Source organism: Sinomonas terrae (assembly GCF_022539255.1).
GTDB lineage: Bacteria > Actinomycetota > Actinomycetes > Actinomycetales > Micrococcaceae > Sinomonas > Sinomonas terrae.
This window is the reverse complement of the sequence record NZ_JAKZBV010000001.1, coordinates 2,222,190-2,241,126: the sequence shown is the minus strand read 5'-3', so window position 1 is coordinate 2,241,126 and position 18,937 is coordinate 2,222,190. Positions and strand designations below refer to the sequence as shown.

Here is an 18,937-nt window from a genome sequence, read left to right as displayed (position 1 = left end):
GGTCCTGGATCCGTCCGCTGTGCTTCCCGATGAGCTTCTCGAGCGCATCCGGTCGCGTGCGCCCGGCTACGACGAACGCAACGAGTTCTTCCGCGAGGACTTCGAGGAGCTGACTGCCGCGGGATATCTCAGGGCGTTCGTCGCCAAGGAGGACGGCGGGCTGGGAGCCAGCCTTGCCGACGTCGTCCGCCTCCAGCGACGCCTCGCTGCCGCAGCTCCTGCCACAGCTCTCGGCATCAACATGCACCTCGTCTGGACGGGCGTGGCGCGGGTCTTCCAAGCCCGCGGGGATTCGTCGCTCGACTTCGTCCTGGAAGAGGCGGCGGCCGGGGAAGTCTTCGCGTTCGGGATCTCCGAGGCCGGCAACGACTCAGTGCTCCTCGATTCCGTCACAACCGCCGCTCCGCTCCCAGACGGCGCCTACTCCTTCACCGGTGTGAAGGTGTTCACGAGCCTCGCCCCCGTGTGGACCCGGATGGGCACTTTCGGCAAGGACGAGACAGGGACGGAGCCTCGGCTCGTCTATGGCTTCATCCAGCGGGATCAGCCGGGGTGGCGGCATCTGGACGACTGGGACACGCTGGGCATGCGCGCGAGCCAATCGTGCACCACAATCCTCGAGGGTGCTTTGGCGCCCGCCGACCGGATCATCCGCACCCTCCCTGTGGGGCCCAATCCGGACCTGCTCATCTTCGGGATCTTTGCCGTCTTCGAGACATTGCTCGCCGCGGTCTACACGGGGATCGCAGAGCGCGCGCTCGAGTTGGCCGTCGAGGCGGCCCATCGGCGAAAATCCCTCAGGAATGGGGGCCGGCCGTATTCGCACGATCCGGACATCCGCTGGCAGATCGCCGATGCCGCGATTGCGCTCGACGGCGTCCTGCCGCAGCTCGAGCGCATCGCGGACGACATAGACGGATGCGTAGACCGGGGGAGCGCCTGGTTCGCGGCCCTCAGCGGACTCAAGCATCGGGCGACGGAGACCGCTCGTCAGGTGGTCGAGGCCGCGATGCGGGTGGGAGGCGGAGGCGGCTACTTTCGGTCAAGCGAGCTGCAGCGCCTCTACAGGGACGTGCTTGCCGGGCTCTACCACCCCTCGGATCCCGAATCTGCGCACGCAACTGTTGCGACCGCCCTCCTCGGTCCCATCGAGGATCCGGCAGGAAGCTAGGCCGTCCTTTCGACGACCATCACCTTGCGGCGCAGCCAATAGCGCCGCACCCCGCCCATATAGAGCCGGCTCCGCTCGAGTTCCCATTTGCCGTATTCGGAGTGTTCGCGCACCCGCTGTCGTGCGGCCGCGATCGATTCTCCGGGGTTGACCGATAGGACGAGGTACTCGTACTTCCCTTGCGCGGCGCTGCGGGCCGGGCTCGAGCTGAGGATCTCCTTCATGGCCCTCGCTTTCTGACGTGCCGTTCCAAGACCTAGACCGGGCGCAATGCCCGTCTAGGCAGGTCCCCCGCATTCAGATTACCGTGGGGCCATGAGCATCGACCCACGCGTGGCCCTCGGTTCGCTGACGGCGGCACTCGAGGAGCACCTCGTGGCCGCGGCCTCCCGGCGTGGTGACGACGATCCGGCCGTCGAGGCTGCCTATTTCGCCATTGCCGATGCGTTCGAGGCCTACGCGGACGCGCTCTACGACGCCTACGGCGAGGACTTGCCGATGGACCTTCTCGACGACGGGGACGAAGGCTAGGAGCGCATACGCCCTGTGCCGACCGCATCGCGAGGGGCACTAGGCTTGAGGGCGTGAAGACTTGGCGTCAGGCTCCCGTTCCGTCCGTCCCCGGCCAGAGCGGGGCGATTCGACTGTGGGACTCGGCGCGGAACGAGATGGCGGAGCTCCCGGTAGAGGCCGAGCAGTCGATGTACGTCTGCGGTATCACGCCCTACGACGCCACCCATCTGGGCCACGCCGCGACCTACGTTGCCTTCGACCTCCTCGACCGCGTGTGGCGCGACGCTGGGAGCACCGTCGCCTACGTCCAGAACACGACCGACGTCGACGACCCGCTGCTCGAGCGAGCTGATGCGACGGGCGTGGACTGGCGGACGCTTGCGAAGGAGCAGATCGCCCTCTTCCAACGCGACATGGAAGCCCTCAACGTCCTTCCCCCGGATCATTACATCGGGGCCGTCGAGTCGATTCCCTGGATCGTGCCTGAGATCGAGCGCCTCCTCGAGGAGGGGCTGGCCTATCAGCTCGCGGGTGCGGAAGGCGAGCCGGACGGCGACATCTACTACGACGTCACCGAGGCGACGCGGCGCGCCGATACGCCTGAGGCTTGGCGCCTCGGCCAGGTCTCACACCTCACGGTCGCCGAGATGATCGACGTGTTCGGTGAGCGCGGTGGAGATCCTGAGCGTCCGGGCAAGCACAGCCCGTTGGATCCGATCCTGTGGCGCGAGGCGCGGCTCGGGGAGCCACGGTGGGATGGGGGCACTCTTGGCCGCGGCCGCCCGGGCTGGCACATCGAGTGCACCGTCATCGCCCAGCGCTTCCTTCCAGCGCCGTTCACCGTTCAGGGCGGCGGTTCGGATCTCCAGTTCCCACACCATGAGATGGGCGCGGGCCATGCCTGGTCCCTTCACCGCGTGCCACTCGCGCGCCACTTCGCCCACACAGGGATGGTGGGTCTCGACGGGCAGAAGATGAGCAAGTCGCTCGGCAATCTCGTGCTCGTCTCGAAGCTCCGGGCTGCCGGAGAGGCGCCGGAGGCCATTCGCTTGGCCATCCTGGCCAACCACTACCGGTCTGACTGGGAATGGACTGAGGAGCTCTTCGAAATCGCCAAGACTCGGTTGAGCCGCTGGCGCGAGGCGATTCCCCGCGCGGGACGCGGTTCGGCCGACTTGCTCGTCGCCGAGATCCGTGGCGCCCTCGCAGATGATCTCGACGCTCCTCGAGCCCTTGCAGCGGTCGACAAGTGGGCGGACGACGCCCTCGCCAGCGGCGAAGGAGAAGCGTCCGACGGCGCGCTGGTCGCCGCGGCCGTCGACGCGCTGCTGGGCGTGCGCCTCTGAGGCCTCAGCTGGACGCCTGGCTCAGTTGGACGCGCCACCGTCCTTGCCGCGACGCTTGAGGTAGCGCTCGAACTCCCGCGCGATCGATTCTCCGGTCGCCTCGGGCAGGTCGGCGGTGTCCTTCGCCTCCTCGAGCTGCTGGATGTACGCAGCGATCTCAGGGTCCTCAGTTGCGAGCTCGTTGACGCCGCGCTCCCAGGCCTCCGCGTCTTCGGCGAGCTCGTTGGTCTCGAGCGGTACCTGGATGAGCTCCTCGATGCGGTGCATCAGTGCAAGCTGAGCCTTGGGGGAGGGGGCCTGCGCGACATAGTGCGGGACGGCCGCCCAGAGCGATACCGTCGGAATGCCGTGGTGGTCCGCCGCGTCGGCGAACACCCCTACGATGCCTGTCGGTCCCTCGTACTGCGAGGCTTCGAGATTGAGCCGCTCCCGGAGGTCGCCCGCCTCGCTCGTGGCGGTGACCGGAATGGGCCGGCTGTGCGGGACATCGGCGAGGAGCGCGCCGACGACGATCAGGTAGTCAACGTCGAGATCCTCGACATACTCCATGAGGTCTTCCGTGAACCCGCGCCAACGATAGGAAGGCTCCGTGCCCTGCACGAACACGAGGTTGATCGGGTAGCCCTCGAGCCGTGCCGTCGACACTCGGGTCGATGGCCAGCGGATGCGGCGACGGCCCGAGCCGGAGCGCCGAACGGTGGGCCTCGTGAACTGGAAGTCGTAGTAGTCATCGGCGTCGATGGCCCCGACCTTCTGCGCACCGAACTGGCGCTTGATGGCCCGGATTGCCTCGCTCGCCGCCTCGCCGGCGTCGTTCCAACCCTCGAAGGCCGCGAGCATGACGGTGACCCGCTCGCCCTCTTCAGGCGCCGGAAAGAGGCCAGGATGGGGAGCCGGAGCGTCGGCGTCGAACTCATTCATCGCTCCAGACTATGACCAAGCGAGCCGCTTCGCAGGGCCTGTGGCGGCAGTCGCGGGCAAGTTTCGCGCACGGAGGACAGGCCTGCGCTCCACGTAGACTGGTCCATATGCGCCTTCCCGCCCAAACCGACGCCGAGCCCGACGCCGAAGCCAACACAGCACCGCTGCGTGCCGTCCTGTGGGATATGGACGGAACGCTCGTGGACACCGAGCCGTATTGGATCGTCGCCGAGGGGGAGCTGGTCGGGGCTTTCGGCGGCACATGGAGCCACGAGCAGGCGATGCGTTTGGTCGGGCAGGCCCTTCCCACTTCCGCGGGAATCCTCCAGGAAGCGGGGGTGGCCCTGGACAAGCGCGAGATCATCGATCGGCTGACGGCGCGCGTGATCGAACAGTTCGGCCACGCCGTCCCGTGGCGGCCGGGTGCGCAGGAGCTTCTCGCGTCCCTGGTCGAGGCGGGCATCGCCTGCGCCCTCGTCACGATGTCCGAGCGGCCGATGGTGGAGAAGATCCTCGAGCACCTGCCGATTGGGACTTTTCGCGCGGTCGTCACTGGCGACGCCGTGGCGAACGGCAAGCCGCACCCGGAGCCCTACCTCAAGGGCCTCGCACGCCTCACGAGCGACGTCGGTGGCTTGGCCCCGAGCGAGTGCGTCGCCATCGAGGATTCCGCTCCCGGAGCGTCTTCGGCCGAGGCCGCCGGCCTCACCACGATTGTCGTCCCGAGCGCCGTTGCCGTTCCGGCGCACCTCGGTGCGGAGCAGTGGGAGACGCTCGTGGGGCACACGCCTGCGGACCTGGCCGGAGTCCTCGTCCGGAACTCGGCTGATTTCGTCGGTCAGGGGCGCGAATGACCTCCGGCGGCCAAAGTCCCCAGCACGACGGGGGCGGCCACAGTCATGCTTCCGAAAGCCGCGGGCGCGGCGGTATCAGGCTGGGTCGCATCGCGGGCGTTCCCGTCTTCCTTGCCTATTCCTGGTTCCTGATCGCCGGGTTCACGGTCGTGGTGGGCGGCCCGAGGCTGTTACCGCAGCTTGGCAACGCCGCTTATCTTGTAGCACTCGCTTACGCCTTCCTGCTGCTGCTGTCAGTGCTCGTCCACGAGCTGGCACACGCACTCAGCGCGCGGGCATTTGGCTGGCCGAGCCAGAAGATCGTGTTGAACCTGTGGGGCGGCCACACACAGTTCGAGGCCTTCACTGCCTCCCCTGGCCGTTCCGTCGTCGTCGCCCTAGCGGGACCCGCCGCGAACCTAATTCTTGCGGGGGGAGCTTGGCCTCTCGTGACGTCGGTGGGGCTGCCGGAGGTGCCGGGGATTCTTCTCAATACGTTCATGTGGGCCAATTTCCTCATCGGCCTCTTCAACGTGCTTCCGGGGCTCCCTCTCGACGGCGGACGCCTCGTCGAGAGCGTCGTCTGGAAGGTGAGCGGTTCCCAGGAGAAGGGCACAATCGCCGCAGGCTGGGCGGGTCGGATTGTCGTGGCAGGCATTGTCTTCTTCGGTCTCGTCCTCCCATGGCTCCAAGGCGAATCTCTCGACATCTCGTTCACGCTGGTCACGCTCCTTGTCGCCGCGTTCCTGTGGCAGGGCGCCTCGGCCTCGATTCGGAACGCCGGTTTCCGGAGCCGCCTTCCCAGCATCGTGGCCGGCCGGCTGGCAGTCCCCGCAGTCGGCGTGCCCAACTTCGCCTCCGTCGATGAAGCCGTGCAGGCGGGCGCGGGCCAGGGCGTCGTCGTCGTCCTCTGTGCACCCGACGGCAAACCGCAGGGGGTTGTCGATCCCGCAGCCATCGCCCGCGTGCCGGACGAGGCCCGGGGGAGCACGCCCGTGACTGCCGTTGGATACGCGCTCGCCCCGGGCGCCTACGTGCCCGAGAGCGCGGCCGGCCAGGAACTGGTGCAGTACCTCGCCCAGCTTCAGGGCACTGAGTACGCCGTCATCGACGCGGGGGGTCGGGTCGTCGGCCTGCTCAGCCAGCGCGCGGTGGTCTCCGCCATCTCGGGCCGCCCGGCACGCTAGCCCTGCCCAGCTCACCTCACCACACCTAAGAAGGGACCCATGACCGAGAGCAGCACCCCGATCTCGCCCGAGCTCGTGCCCGAGCCGACCGGCGCAGTCAATCGTCGTGGCCCCTTCCGGGTAGGCGAGCGCGTCCAGCTCACCGACGAGCGTGGCCGGATGAACACGATCACCCTCGAGGCAGGCGGGGCGTTCCACACGCACAAGGGGTTCCTCAACCACGACGTGATCATCGGCGAGCCCGACGGTTCTGTCGTGACCAATACGGCGGGACATCAGTATCAGGCTCTTCGCCCGCTCCTCTCGGACTTCGTGCTGTCGATGCCGCGCGGTGCGGCAGTGGTGTATCCGAAGGACGCCGGCCAGATCATCACGATGGCAGACATCTTTCCCGGGGCGCGCGTTGTCGAAGCGGGCGTCGGTTCCGGCGCGCTCTCGATTTCGCTTCTCCGCGCAGTGGGCGACGGCGGCTACCTCCACTCGTTCGAGCGTCGCCAGGAATTCGCGGACATTGCGCGCGGGAACGTCGAGACCATCTTCGGCGGTCCGCACCCGGCCTGGCGGATCTCGCTGGGCGACTTCCAGGACGAGGTCGTGAAGGCGGAGGAGCCGGGCACAGTCGACAGGGTCGTGCTCGACATGCTCGCCCCGTGGGAATGCCTTGACGCCGTCGCCACCGTGCTGGCCCCTGGCGGCGTCTGGATCAACTACGTGGCCACTGCAACCCAGCTATCGCGGACCGCCGAAGCCATCCGCGCAGACGGGCGGTTCACCGAGCCCGATGCGTGGGAGTCCATGGTGCGCGGCTGGCACCTCGAGGGCCTCGCAGTGCGCCCCGAGCACCGCATGGTGGGGCACACCGGATTCTTGCTGGTGACCCGTCGTCTTGCAGGCGGTGTCGCCCCCTTGGTGCGCAGGAAGCGGGCCAAAGGCGAGTTCGCGCAGGAGGACCTCAACGCCTGGACGCCCGAGTCGGTGGGGGAACGCCCGGTGTCGGATCGCAAGCTGCGTCGCGCCGCCCGTGACGCGCGCGCGGGGAGGACTGAGGAGTCCTGACTGCTGCGGGTGAATTACCCGTGCGCAACCTTTCTCTCGCCCCGAACATTGCGTGAATGTAACGCTTAGCTTCTCTGGTGCTCAAAGCGGTTTGCGCACGGCTAAGGAGGGCTAGTGTCGAAGTATCGGAATGTTCCGAGGCACGAGAGGGTGTGAGAGTGATGGAAGAGCGTGACGGCACCGGAACGGGTCGTGAGGACGCCACCGCACGAGCACACGCTGAGCAGTTGAGCGTTCTTGAGCGTCAGGTGAATGTCCTCCGGGACAAGCTCCGGACGGTGGACCGGCAGCTCTCGGCGGCCACGTCGAACAACACTCGCATGGCAGAGATGCTTCAGACCGCCAAGGGCGAGATCGTCCGCCTGAAGTCGGCGCTCGAGCACGAGGGTCAGCCGCCCTACAGCTACGGAACAATCGTCCAACTCAATCGCCGTCGCCCCGCCGGTGGGTCGGCTGCCGCCGTCACCGACGAAAGTGCAGACGTTGTGACAGCCGGACGGAAGATCCGGGTGGGCCTGAGCCCGCTCGTCTCGCTCTCCGAACTGAGTGTGGGCCAGGAGGTCCTCCTCAACGAGGCGTTCGAGGTCGTTGCAGGGCTCGGCTACGAGCGCTCGGGTGAACTCGTCACGATCAAGGAGCTCCTCGGCGCCGACCGCGTCCTCGTCATCGGGCGAGGTGACGAAGAGCGGGTCCTGCGCCTGTCAGGCCCACTCCAGCTCGAACAGCTGCGCGTCGGCGACGCCGTGTCCGTGGACAACCGGACACAGACCGCTCTTGAGAAGGTGCCCCGTTCCGAGGTTGAGAACCTCGTGCTCGAGGAAGTCCCGGACATTAGCTACGACGACATCGGCGGCCTCGCGTCCCAGATCGAGCAGATCCGAGACGCCGTCGAGCTGCCGTTCCTGCATCCGGGCCTCTACCGGGAGCACGGGCTCAAGGCGCCCAAGGGCATCCTCCTCTACGGCCCTCCAGGCTGCGGCAAGACCCTCATCGCCAAGGCTGTGGCCAATTCCCTCGCGGCGCGGGCGATGGAGCGCGCAGGAACCCAGGACATCAAGAGCTACTTCCTCAACATCAAGGGTCCCGAGCTCCTCGACAAGTACGTCGGCGAGACCGAGCGGCATATCCGCCTCATCTTCTCCCGGGCACGGGAGAAGGCCTCGGACGGAAGTCCGGTCGTGGTGTTCTTCGACGAGATGGACTCGCTGTTCCGGACGCGTGGAACAGGTGTCTCGTCGGACGTCGAGACGACGATCGTCCCACAGCTGCTGAGCGAGATCGACGGCGTGGAGCGCCTCGACAACGTGATCGTGATCGGCGCGTCCAACCGCGAGGACATGATCGACCCTGCGATTCTGCGTCCTGGGCGCCTCGACGTGAAGATCAAGATCCAGCGTCCCGACGCTGAGGCCGCGGCCGACATCTTCTCGAAGTACCTCACCGGTGAGCTGCCGATCCATCCCGCTGACCTTGCAGAGCACGGCGGCGATCGGGCTGCGACCGTGAACATGATGATCCAGCGGACGGTCGAGGCGATGTACTCGACCGACAAGGCGAACGAGTACCTCGAGGTCACCTACGCCAACGGGGACACGGAAATCCTGTACTTCAAGGACTTCAACTCGGGGGCCGTGATCCAGAACGTGGTGGACCGCGCGAAGAAGTCCGCCATCAAGGACCTCCTGATGACTGGTTCGAAGGGCATCCGAGTGGACCACCTCCTCCGCGCCGTGGCCGACGAGTTCCGCGAGCACGAGGACATGCCCAACACGACCAATCCGGACGACTGGGCACGGATTTCGGGCAAGAAGGGCGAGCGGATCACGTACATCCGCACGATCATCCAGGGCAAGGGTGGAAGTGAGCCCGGACGCACGATCGAGACGACGCAGAGCACGGGCCAGTACCTGTGACCCCAGCCGCGAAGGGGAATGACATGCCGAGCACGGAGCACGGACCCGAGGCCCTTCCCGCGGGAGGTGCCCTGCGCGTCATGGGCTCGGAGACGGAGTACGGAATCCACGCGCCGGCGACGCCCAGCGCCAATGCAACGTATCTCTCGTCGCAGGTCATTGCCGCCTACGCGAAGCTCACGCGGGAGCGGCTCCACGCTTCGCCGGGGGCCGGTTGGGACTATACCGACGAATCTCCGTTGCGGGACGCCCGAGGCTGGTCGGTGCGGCGAAACCAGGCCCACCCGGACCTCTTGACGGATCTGGAGCCGGTCCTGACCGCGGAAGGCGTTGCTCTCGCACACGGTCCGGCGGAACTCGAGCTCGACGGGGACCAAGAACCGGCGCTCATGAACCTTGTGCTCGGCAACGGAGCCCGGCTCTACGTCGATCACGCGCATCCGGAGTACTCGAGCCCGGAGGTGACCAATCCCCTCGACGCGGTGCTGTGGGACTCGGCGGGGGATGCCGTTGTGCTGACTGCGGTCCGTGCCCTGAGCGCAGATTCCGAACGCGGACCGATCAACCTGTACAAGAACAACACGGACGGCAAGGGCGCATCGTACGGCTCACATGAGAACTACCTCGTGCCGCGAGCCGTGCCGTTCATCGACCTAGTCCGAGGGCTGACCCCCTTCTTCGTCACGCGCCAGCTCGTGTGCGGGGCGGGCCGCGTCGGGTTGGGTCAGGACGGCCGGACCCCCGGTTATCAGGTAAGCCAGCGGGCGGACTTCTTCGAGGCCGAAGTCGGGCTCGAGACGACGATGCGGCGCCCGATCATCAACACGCGGGATGAGCCGCACGCTGTGGCCGACAAGTACCGCCGGCTGCACGTCATCGTCGGCGACGCGAACTGCAGCCACGTCGCCAACTACCTTAAATTCGGCACGACAGCTCTGGTCCTGAGCGTCATCGAGGCGGGCGTCGCACCCGAGATCGAGGTCCACGAGCCCGTCGGCGCCATGCACCGTCTGAGCCACGACACCGACCTCCGCGAGACGGTCCGCCTCCTTGACGGCAGGCACCTCACGGGATTGGAGGTTCAGTGGCTGTATCTCGAGGCTGCGGCGAAGCTCGCGGCGGATGCCGGCGTGGCCGCCGAGCACGGTGGGGACGGGCACACTGCCACCGTCCTTCGCCTTTGGGAGCGCGCGCTCACCGATCTCGAAACGGATCATGACGCGGCGGCCGGCTATATCGAGTGGGCGGCGAAGCAGAAGGTGCTCGAGGGCTACCGGGCACGTGATGGCCTGGGGTGGAACGACGCTCGCTTGGGCCTCATCGACATCCAGTGGTCTGATGTGCGGCCCGAGCGGGGACTCGCCTATCGTCTCATCTCGAAGGGGAGCCTCGAGCGGCTCGTCGACGATCGCGACATCGCGCGGGCGGCCATCGATCCGCCGTCGGACACGCGCGCGTGGTTCCGCGGCAAGAGCATTCAGCGGTTCCCGGCCAACGTCGCGAGTGCAAGCTGGGATTCGGTCGTGTTCTCACCTCCCGGCAGCTACCGGCTCCAACGGGTTCCGACTCGCGAACCGCTGCGCGGAACGCGTGCCCTCACGGAGCCGCTCTTCGAGGGGCACAAGGACATCCAGGGCTTTCTCGATGCCCTGCTCGGGGAACACCACACATAAGGTTCCCGCGGCCGGGTCGCGGCCATGAAAGAGTGACAGTATAGGTTCCACAGCCCGTCGCAGGGGCGCCGGGCTCGACGCAAGGAGGCGGCCATGGCCGGTCAGGAGCAGAAGAGCAGCCAGTCACGGGACGAGAACGAGGACGTCGACCCGGGCACGCCCGCGCCCGCGCCTGCCGCCCCTCAGGCGTCCGAAGCGACGGAGGGTGTAGACGACCTTCTTGACGAGATCGACGGCGTGCTCGAAAGCAACGCCGAGGAGTTCGTGCGTGGGTTCGTCCAGAAGGGCGGCCAGTAGGCCCGGGATGAACGATTTCCTCGCAGAACGCGTCGCCGCTCAGTCGACGTCGTCCTTCACCGAGCACCTTGCCTCAGCCCGTCCCGACTTGCTTCCCTCTAATAGGGTCCTTCCCACCGACGCGTCCCATCTCGCGCCGCACGGCACGACCGTCGTCGCCATGGCCTTCGCCGGCGGAGTCGTCATGGCCGGGGACCGGCGCGCGACGATGGGGAGCATGATCGCGAGCCGTCACATCGAGAAGGTCTTCCCCGCCGATCGCTATTCCGTGCTCGGCATCGCGGGAACGGCAGGCCTCGCGATCGACATCGTCCGGCTCTTCCAGGTCGAACTCGAGCACTACGAGAAGATCGAGGGCACTCGGCTGAGCCTTGAGGGGAAGGCCACCCGACTCGGTGCGATGATCCGTGGGAATCTGGGCCTTGCCCTCCAGGGACTCGCGGTAGTCCCGCTGTTCGCTGGATTCGACCTTGAACAGGGCGTGGGCCGGCTCTTCTCGTACGACGTCACTGGCGGCCGGTACGAGGAGCCGGAGCATCATTCGGTGGGCTCCGGATCAGTCTTCGCGCGTGGCGCGCTCAAGAAGCTCTGGCGGCCGGGCCTTGCAGAGGAGGACGCGGTGCGCATCGCCGTCGAGTCGCTCTTCGACGCAGCCGACGACGATTCGGCCACCGGGGGCCCTGACCCCCTGCGTCAGCTGTGGCCGGTTGTCTACACCGTCACCCGCGCGGGGCACCGTCGGGCCTCCGAGCACGAGCTGAGCCAGATCGCCGGCGACATCTTCGAGCAGCGCAGCATCGCCGGACGGGAGGCCTGAGATGACCCAGCCGTTCTATGTCTCGCCCGAGCAGGTGATGAAGGACCGGGCCGACTTTGCTCGGAAAGGCATCGGCCGGGGCCGCTCCGTCGTCGTGCTGAGCTGCCGGGAGGGGATTGCCCTCGTCGCGGAGAATCCCTCGCCGTCGCTCCACAAGATCGGGGAGATCTACGACAAGATCGCCTTCGCCGCCGTGGGCAAGTACAACGAGTTCGAGAGCCTTCGGCAGGCGGGCGTTCGGTACGCCGACGTTCGGGGCTATTCGTACGACCGGGTCGACGTGACAGGACGAGGCCTCGCGAGCGTGTATGCCCAGAGTCTAGGGGCGGTCTTCACTGCCGAACAGAAGCCCTTCGAGGTCGAGCTCACCGTGGCAGAGGTGGGGCACGACGTCGGCACGGACCACCTCTTCCGCCTCACCTTTGACGGCTCGATCGCCGATGAGAAGAGATTCGTCGTCATGGGCGGCGCCGCCGACCGTGTTGCCGAATCCGTCGTCGCCGGCTGGAGCGCGGACGCTTCGTTCACGGAGGCGATCCAGCTCGCCGCGAAGGCTCTCCGCGAGGAGCGTGCCGAGGCACCCCTGAGCCTTGAAGTGGGGGTCCTCGACCGCCACTCCGAGACCGAGCGCGGCGTTCGCCGAGCCTTCAGGCGGATTGCGGGCGAGGAGCTCGACGAGCTCCTGGCCGTATCGACCTGAGGCCGGCCTCGACCCGGACCAGCAACTAGTTCAAAGGAGCCGCGTGGACCGCCGCATCTTCGGTGTCGAGACTGAGTTCGGCATCGCGTATTCGAGCCCTCAGGGACGTCCGCTCGCTCCTGAAGAGGTAGCGCGTTATCTGTTCCGCAAGGTCGTGAGCTGGGGACGCTCGTCCAACGTCTTTCTGGGCAACGGCTCGCGGCTGTATCTCGACGTAGGGTCCCACCCCGAGTACGCAACGGCTGAATGCGATGACGTCGCCCAACTCGTGGCTCACGACCGGGCCGGGGAGCGGATCCTCGTCGACCTGATCGACGAGGCCCAGAAGCGTCTCCGCGAGGAAGGCTTCGACGGCAGTGTCTACCTGTTCAAGAACAACACGGACACGGCCGGCAATTCATACGGGAGCCACGAGAACTACCTCATCCCGCGACGCACCGAGTTCTCGCGCCTCGCGGAGATCCTCATTCCGTTCCTTGTGACGCGCCAACTCCTGTGTGGGGCCGGGAAGGTGCTGCGCACTCCCCATGGGCCCATCTACGCCTTCTCCCAGCGGGCCGACCACATCTGGGAGGGACTCTCCTCGGCCACGACCCGGTCGCGGCCCATCATCAACACGCGGGACGAGCCACATGCCGACGCAGAGCACTTCCGGCGGCTCCACGTCATTGTCGGTGATTCGACTATGGCTGAGACGACGACGATGATGAAGGTGGGAACGGTCGATCTCGTTCTGCGGATGATCGAGTCCGGGATCATCATGCGGGACCTGCGGATGGAGAATCCGATCCGCAGCATTCGGGAAATCTCCCACGATCTCTCGGGACGCGCCGTCGTCCGTCTCGCCAATGGCTCAGAAGTCACCGCCATCGACATGCAGCGCATCTATCTCGAGAAGGTCAGCCAGTTCGTGCAGGACTACGGCGCGCATACTCCGCATGTGCCTCGCATCCTCGACCTCTGGGACCGCACCCTCACGGCCATCGAAACGGGTGACACGTCGAAGATCGACACCGAAGTGGATTGGGCCATCAAGAAGAAGCTGATCGACTCCTACTGCTCCCGCCACGACGTCGACCTCGATTCCGCACGCGTGGCCCAGCTTGACCTGACGTATCACGACATCAGCCCGGAGCGCGGACTCTTCTTCCTTCTGCAGCATCATGGAGGCGCGGCGCGACTGGTCGACGATGCCGCCATCAAGGAGGCAATGGACACCCCGCCCCAGACTACGCGCGCGCGGCTTCGGGGAAGATTCGTGCAGGCAGCGCAGGCCGCGGGGGCCGACTACACGGTGGACTGGGTGCACCTCAAGCTCAACGACCGGGCCCACCACACCATCCTGTGCAAGGACCCGTTCGCAAACGAGGATCCGAGGGTCGACGAGCTCCTCGACACGCTTCGTCCTTTCGCCGGGTAGGGGCCACCGACCCCTCACAGGCAGAGCCGCTACCCTAGAGGGGGCCAGAGGGCCCCGACCGCCGCCACGGACGTGGCGGACACCCCCACAGGAAGTTGATCAGTGCGCCGACTCTTTGCGCTCTTGCTGCCCCTCGCCCTGCTCCTTGCCGGGTGCAGTTCCGGAGGCTCCTCGAGCCAGCCCACGACGCAGCCGACGAGTCAGGATGCCGGCGACGTGAGCGCTCTCAGCTCACTCAAAGTCACGCCCACGGACAAGGCTCCCACGGTCGACTTCAAGAAGCCGCTCACCGTCTCGTCCCTCACCGTGAAGACGGTTCAGCAGGGAACGGGGGCCGCCGTGAAGGCGGGCCAGTCCGCCGTCGTGAATGTCCTCGCCCTCAAGGGGACTGACGGCAGCGTCCTCGGCGACACGTTCTCATCGGGCCAGCCGGAGAAGGTGCCTGTCGACAGCAGTCTCCAGCAGCAGAATGCGACGCTCTACAACGCGCTCGTGGGTTCGAAGATCGGCTCCTACCTCGCGTACGCGACGCCGCCCGTGAGCGCAGAGCAGGGAGGCGACGGAACGACCACGCTCCTCATCCTCAAGGTCACCGACGCCAAGGATGTCCCGGCGCCGCTCTCGGGGCCGCAGGGCGACACCGTCACACCTCCGCCGGGGCTCCCCAAGGTTACGACCGATTCCAAGGGCGTTCCGCAGATCGACGTCAAGGGCGTCGCCAAGCCCACCAAGCTCATCTCCCAGGACCTCATTAAGGGCAAGGGGGCCGTGGTGCAGTCGAGCGACACCATCGTGGCGAATTACGTGGGCGTGAACCTGTCGGATGGCACCAAATTCGACTCGAGCTATGACCGCGGCACGCCGGCGACCTTCGCGCTGAGCCAGGTGATCCAAGGCTGGACAGACGGACTGGCTGGCAAGACGGTCGGATCCCGCGTTCTACTCGTCATCCCCGCCGCGCAGGCCTACGGTGAACAAGGCCAAGGCGGCGCGAAGGGTGACCTCGTCTTCGTCGTCGATATTCTCGGCGTCCAGTAGGATTCCGCATCGAGCCACTTCCGCTCAGAGATTCGCCGAGAGATTTCGCCCAGAGAGAGGAACAGCCATGTCCTTTGGACAGCGCAAGTACGACCGGCAGAAGCCGGAGATCGACTTCCCTGAGGGCCCAGCGCCCAGCGAACTCAACATTGTCGACCTGGTCGAGGGCGACGGGCGCGAGGTCGCACCCGGCGACACGGTCTCTGCTCACTACGTGGGCGTAGCCTGGTCGACGGGGGAGGAGTTCGACGCGAGCTGGAACCGCGGGGCGCCACTCGACTTCCGAGTTGGCGTCGGGCAGGTCATCCAGGGGTGGGATCAGGGGCTCCTCGGGATGAAGCTCGGCGGCCGACGCCGGCTCGAGATCCCGTCCGATCTGGCCTACGGCTCGCGCGGCGCGGGCGGAGCGATCGGCCCGAACGAAGCGCTCATCTTCGTCGTGGACCTCGTCGGGATCCGCTGACGCTTGCTGGCGACACTGGCCGCGGACGTTCAACCGTCCGCGGCCAGTGTCGTGTTCCGGGTAGCCTGCACATGTGTCCCAGAAGAAGACCGAACGTCTCCTGAACCTCCTGATCGCCCTCCTCCACACGGAGCGTGGGATCTCCCGCGATCGGCTGCTCCGGGACGTCTACGAGTGGGCACCCGGTGCGGGGCGGGACCGGGAGACCGTCGAACGTCAATTCGAACGGGACAAAGCTGATCTGCGGGCGCTCGGCGCGGAGATCAGCGAGCGCCAGGGCTACGAACGTGAGGACAGCTCGGCCACGACCTCGCTTTATCGGATCGATCCCCGGCTCTTCCGGCTCCCCGAGCTGGAGTTCACGCCGCAGGAGCAGTCGCTGCTCGCCCTCGCTGGCCTTGCGTGTCAGGGCGCCCTCGCCGCCGCGCCAGCCCGTGCCGCCCTCCGGCGGCTCGAAGCGGCAGGTGCGCTGCCGGACTCGCCCCCGTCGCTCGTGCAGCCGCGCGTCCGCATCGCCGATCCCCGCTATGCAATCCTCGCCGACGCCGCCTCCAGACAGGCCGAGATCAGGTTCCAGTACTACGCGACCAGCACCGGGCGGGAGGAGGAGCGGCGCGTCCAGCCGTGGGGCCTAGGGCAGCGCTATGGACAGTGGTATCTCGTGGGATTCGATATGGCACGAAACGCAGCCCGCGTCTTCCGCCTCTCGAGGATCCGGGGGCGGATTCTGGCCGGAGCCGATGGTTCCTTCGAGCCAGCTCCCCCGGGGATGGTGCACGAACAGCTCGAAGAGCTCATGGCGATACCGGTGCAGAGGGCCCGTCTCCGCGTCGCAGAGGGCCGCGCGCTCGAGCTCAGGATGGCGTGGACTCCGCTTCCTGCGCCAGACGCCCCCGAGGGCTGGGACGTGGGCGAGTACCCCTATCAGGACCTGAGCGTTGCCGCGGACTATCTTGCAGGCTTCGGGGACGCTCTCATCGTCGAGGCTCCTCGCGAGCTTGCTGACGCCGTCGTACGCCGCCTCGAGGGGGCCCTTTCGGCGCTGGGGACGCAGGGAGCGTCTCCCGTTGCCCCGGCCCCCACCGCACGCCGGACCATGACCTCCGACGAACGCCTCAGCCGCATTGTCGACCTCGTGCCGTTCCTGATGCAGGGGCCAGTTAGGGTGGACGAGGCTGCAGCTCGGTATGGCGTCACTCCTCGCGTGCTCCTCCAGGAACTCACTGCGCTCGAGTTCTCGGGCCCCACCGACCTCGGGGGATGGCAGGACTTCATCGAGGTTCAGGTGCGGGACGGCGTCGTCAGCCTGGCAAACGCTCCCGAGCTTGCGCGCCCCCGCCGGCTCAGCATCGAAGAGGCGCTCTCGTTGCAGCTTGGGCTGCAGACCCTCCTGCCGATGGCTTCGGTGGACGAGCAGCCAGCCATCCGTTCCCTTGCCGAGAAGGTGAGTGCGGCGACGCTGAAGGGCATGGGCTCGATTCCTGAAATCGACCTCAAGACCGAGCCCCAGCGCAACGCCGAGCTTCTTCCTGAACTACGTGCCGCGGTTGCCGAAGGACGCACCCTACGGCTCGACTACTTGAACCCCACGAAGGACGAACGCACCCAGCGCCTCGTGAATCCGCTGGGCCTCCGTTCCGATGGCGATCGGTGGTACGTCGACGCCTATTGCCACCGGGTAGAGGAGCGGCGTGTCTTCCGGGTGGACCGCATTGTGAGTCTCGAGCCCTCGGCTCCCATTCCACTTCCTGCAGACTTTGAGGCTCCCACGCAGCAACCGATGTTCGAACCCCGAGACACCGACATCGAGGCAACCCTGCGGCTTGCTCCGGAGGCGCTATGGGTCGAGCACGAATACGCGGCCGAGGACGGCTTAGACCTCGAGGACGGCAGCCGCCGGGTGAGGATGCGAGTCTCCAGTCTCGACTGGCTTCCGCGGTTCCTTGCCCAGTTCGGCGGCTCCGTTGCCCTGGAGGGGCCAGAGGAGGCGGTCGAAGGAAGTCGCGCCTGGCTGACCCGCGCGCTTCAAACGGCTCTCAGCAGATAGGCTCTTCACATGCCGTGGTGGTTCTGGGTCCTGCTCTGGGCGGCCTTGCTTTTCCTCAGTGCTGTTGCGGCCGCCGCGGCAGGCTTCTGGCTTGCCCGCAAGGCTCTCCGGGTCTTCCGTGACGCCAGTTCAGCTTTCGGGGAAGTGGTCGCGCCCCTAACAACCGAGTCGCGCTCGCACACCGATCTCGGCACTGAGGGTGGCCGTCAGGTGGCGGGAGACGGGGTTTTTGCCCGACCCGACGAAGTGCGCAGGGCCTACGAACACGGCAGGGCGGAGCGTCGCGAAGCGCGGCGGGCGCGGAGAGTCGCGCGGCGCGCAGAGAGAGGGCAAGCGCAGTCCCTCCGTGACCTAGGACTCATCTAGACTGGTTAAGAAGGAAAGGACTTCTTGTGGGACGACTCTTCGATAGCCCATGGCCTATCGTCATCATCATTGTTGTGGCGCTGTTGCTGTTCGCGGGGCCAAAGCTTCCGACCATGGCCCGGAGCCTTGGCCAATCCATGCGGATCCTCCGCTCCGAGGTCAAGGAGATGAGGAGCGAGGGCAACCAACCGCAGTCCTCGTCGTCGACTTCTTCGTCCTCGGCTTCGCCCCAATCCCCTGAGGCTGGAGAGCCTCCCGTGGAGGGCAAGGTCATCCCGCCCAAGGGCGCTGAAGAGGGCGACGGCGGTACCGCCGGCCCGTCCCAGCGCGCCTGAGCGTGGCCGCGCCCAAGGGGCGGAAGGCCAACCCCGAAGGCCGAATGCCCCTCATGGAGCACCTTCGGGAGCTCAAGAACCGCCTCATCAAGTCAGCAGCAGGTGTGCTCGTCGGCGCTGTCATCGGCTGGTTCCTGTATGACCCGATTCTCGAAGCGCTTCAGCAGCCGGTCCGCGACATCGCGCAGCGGACCGGCGGGATCTCTGGGGTCAACTTCTCGACGGTCGGTTCACCGTTCGACTTCAAGCTGCAGCTTGCAATCCAGATCGGGCTGGTGATCTCGAGCCCGATCTGGATCTATCAGATCTGGGCCTTCATCATGCCTGGGCTCACGGTCAAGGAGCGCCGCTACACGCTCGGCTACATGGGGGCTGCGGTTCCCCTTTTCCTCGCGGGTGTCTGGATCGGCTGGATTGTCACACCGAATGTGGTCCGCGCCCTCACGCAGTTCACGCCGTCGGGATTCTCCAACCTCATCGACGGGCGTGAGTACATCGACTTCGTGACCCATATGGTCCTCTTCCTGGGTCTCGCGTTCCTCGTGCCGGTTGTCCTCGTGGGCCTCAACGCGGCGGGCGTCCTGCCGGGGCGGGTCATTCTCAAAGCGTGGCGCATCACCGTCTTGCTCGTTTTCGTGCTGGCGGCAGTGGCTGCCCCCGGGGCTGACGCCATCTCGATGTTCATGCTCGCCGTCCCCCTGCTCGCGCTGTTCTTCGCGGCGATCGGCCTCTGCCTGCTTCAGGACAAGAGGAAGGCCCGCCGTCAGATCAAGGCCATGCAGGAGACCGAGGCCATCGCCGATACGCCGACGTCACGCGAGGACCTCGACAAGTTCTAGGC

19 protein-coding genes are annotated in these 18,937 nt (G+C 66.6%); 17 read left to right on the top strand and 2 right to left on the bottom strand.

The features are described 5' to 3' along the window. Positions 1–4: 4 nt before the first annotated feature. Positions 5–1,171 (top strand): acyl-CoA dehydrogenase family protein, encoded by a 1,167-nt coding sequence (locus L0M17_RS10445; RefSeq protein ID WP_241056401.1) that lies wholly within the window; start codon positions 5–7, stop codon positions 1,169–1,171. Here the strand turns inward: L0M17_RS10445 and L0M17_RS10440 are convergent. Then, positions 1,168–1,395, bottom strand: coding sequence for a DUF5703 family protein (locus L0M17_RS10440; protein ID WP_043128125.1), 228 nt, complete (start codon positions 1,393–1,395; stop codon positions 1,168–1,170). The genes L0M17_RS10445 and L0M17_RS10440 overlap by 4 nt on opposite strands. Positions 1,396–1,486: 91 nt before the next feature. Here L0M17_RS10440 and L0M17_RS10435 point away from each other — a divergent pair, with 91 nt between their 5' ends. Next, on the top strand, positions 1,487–1,702 hold the full coding sequence (locus L0M17_RS10435) for a hypothetical protein (protein WP_241053901.1): 216 nt from the start codon (positions 1,487–1,489) through the stop codon (positions 1,700–1,702). A 53-nt stretch (positions 1,703–1,755) separates the two neighbouring features. Next, positions 1,756–3,030 carry a cysteine--1-D-myo-inosityl 2-amino-2-deoxy-alpha-D-glucopyranoside ligase gene (gene mshC / locus L0M17_RS10430; protein WP_241053900.1) on the top strand — a complete coding sequence of 425 codons (1,275 nt, stop codon included), beginning with the start codon at positions 1,756–1,758 and terminating at the stop codon, positions 3,028–3,030. Positions 3,031–3,051: 21 nt separating this feature from the next. Here mshC and L0M17_RS10425 read toward each other — a convergent pair whose 3' ends face one another. Further along, positions 3,052–3,951 (bottom strand): proteasome assembly chaperone family protein, encoded by a 900-nt coding sequence (locus L0M17_RS10425; protein ID WP_241053899.1) that lies wholly within the window; start codon positions 3,949–3,951, stop codon positions 3,052–3,054. 107 nt (positions 3,952–4,058) lie between these two features. On the opposite strand from L0M17_RS10425, the gene L0M17_RS10420 reads away from it, so the two are divergent. From L0M17_RS10420 to tatC, 14 genes are all read left to right on the top strand, one after another. After that, entirely contained in the window at positions 4,059–4,805 is a 747-nt protein-coding gene (locus L0M17_RS10420) for an HAD family hydrolase (RefSeq protein WP_241053898.1), read from the top strand. Further along, on the top strand, positions 4,802–5,971 hold the full coding sequence (locus tag L0M17_RS10415; RefSeq protein ID WP_241053897.1) for a site-2 protease family protein: 1,170 nt from the start codon (positions 4,802–4,804) through the stop codon (positions 5,969–5,971). The genes L0M17_RS10420 and L0M17_RS10415 overlap by 4 nt, the downstream gene beginning before the upstream one ends. A gap of 39 nt (positions 5,972–6,010) precedes the next feature. Then, positions 6,011–7,027 carry a tRNA (adenine-N1)-methyltransferase gene (locus L0M17_RS10410; protein ID WP_241053896.1) on the top strand — a complete coding sequence of 339 codons (1,017 nt, stop codon included), beginning with the start codon at positions 6,011–6,013 and terminating at the stop codon, positions 7,025–7,027. Positions 7,028–7,188: 161 nt separating this feature from the next. Then, on the top strand, positions 7,189–8,940 hold the full coding sequence (arc, locus tag L0M17_RS10405) for a proteasome ATPase (protein ID WP_241056400.1): 1,752 nt from the start codon (positions 7,189–7,191) through the stop codon (positions 8,938–8,940). A 23-nt stretch (positions 8,941–8,963) separates the two neighbouring features. Next, positions 8,964–10,613, top strand: coding sequence for a depupylase/deamidase Dop (dop, locus tag L0M17_RS10400; RefSeq protein ID WP_241053895.1), 1,650 nt, complete (start codon positions 8,964–8,966; stop codon positions 10,611–10,613). 93 nt (positions 10,614–10,706) lie between these two features. Beyond that, positions 10,707–10,910 carry a ubiquitin-like protein Pup gene (locus tag L0M17_RS10395; protein WP_043128138.1) on the top strand — a complete coding sequence of 68 codons (204 nt, stop codon included), beginning with the start codon at positions 10,707–10,709 and terminating at the stop codon, positions 10,908–10,910. A 7-nt stretch (positions 10,911–10,917) separates the two neighbouring features. Continuing rightward, positions 10,918–11,727, top strand: a complete 810-nt coding sequence (gene prcB / locus L0M17_RS10390; RefSeq protein ID WP_241053893.1) for a proteasome subunit beta — start codon at positions 10,918–10,920, stop codon at positions 11,725–11,727. 1 nt (position 11,728) lies between these two features. Continuing rightward, positions 11,729–12,427 (top strand): proteasome subunit alpha, encoded by a 699-nt coding sequence (prcA, locus tag L0M17_RS10385; RefSeq protein ID WP_241053892.1) that lies wholly within the window; start codon positions 11,729–11,731, stop codon positions 12,425–12,427. Positions 12,428–12,470: 43 nt separating this feature from the next. Continuing rightward, positions 12,471–13,847 carry a Pup--protein ligase gene (gene pafA / locus L0M17_RS10380; RefSeq protein ID WP_241053891.1) on the top strand — a complete coding sequence of 459 codons (1,377 nt, stop codon included), beginning with the start codon at positions 12,471–12,473 and terminating at the stop codon, positions 13,845–13,847. Between the two features lie 102 nt (positions 13,848–13,949). Beyond that, a complete protein-coding gene (locus tag L0M17_RS10375) occupies positions 13,950–14,885 on the top strand; it encodes an FKBP-type peptidyl-prolyl cis-trans isomerase (RefSeq protein WP_241053890.1) in 936 nt (311 codons plus the stop codon). Between the two features lie 67 nt (positions 14,886–14,952). Next, complete coding sequence (locus L0M17_RS10370) at positions 14,953–15,348, top strand: FKBP-type peptidyl-prolyl cis-trans isomerase (protein ID WP_241053889.1); 396 nt, start codon at positions 14,953–14,955, stop codon at positions 15,346–15,348. Between the two features lie 73 nt (positions 15,349–15,421). After that, complete coding sequence (locus L0M17_RS10365; RefSeq protein ID WP_241053888.1) at positions 15,422–17,395, top strand: helix-turn-helix transcriptional regulator; 1,974 nt, start codon at positions 15,422–15,424, stop codon at positions 17,393–17,395. A 392-nt stretch (positions 17,396–17,787) separates the two neighbouring features. Then, positions 17,788–18,096 carry a Sec-independent protein translocase subunit TatA gene (gene tatA, locus L0M17_RS22295; protein WP_308196853.1) on the top strand — a complete coding sequence of 103 codons (309 nt, stop codon included), beginning with the start codon at positions 17,788–17,790 and terminating at the stop codon, positions 18,094–18,096. A gap of 44 nt (positions 18,097–18,140) precedes the next feature. Beyond that, the gene (gene tatC / locus L0M17_RS10355; protein WP_241053887.1) at positions 18,141–18,935 is read left to right on the top strand and encodes a twin-arginine translocase subunit TatC; all 795 of its coding nucleotides are present in this window, start codon (positions 18,141–18,143) and stop codon (positions 18,933–18,935) included. The last annotated feature ends 2 nt before the right edge of the window (positions 18,936–18,937 follow it).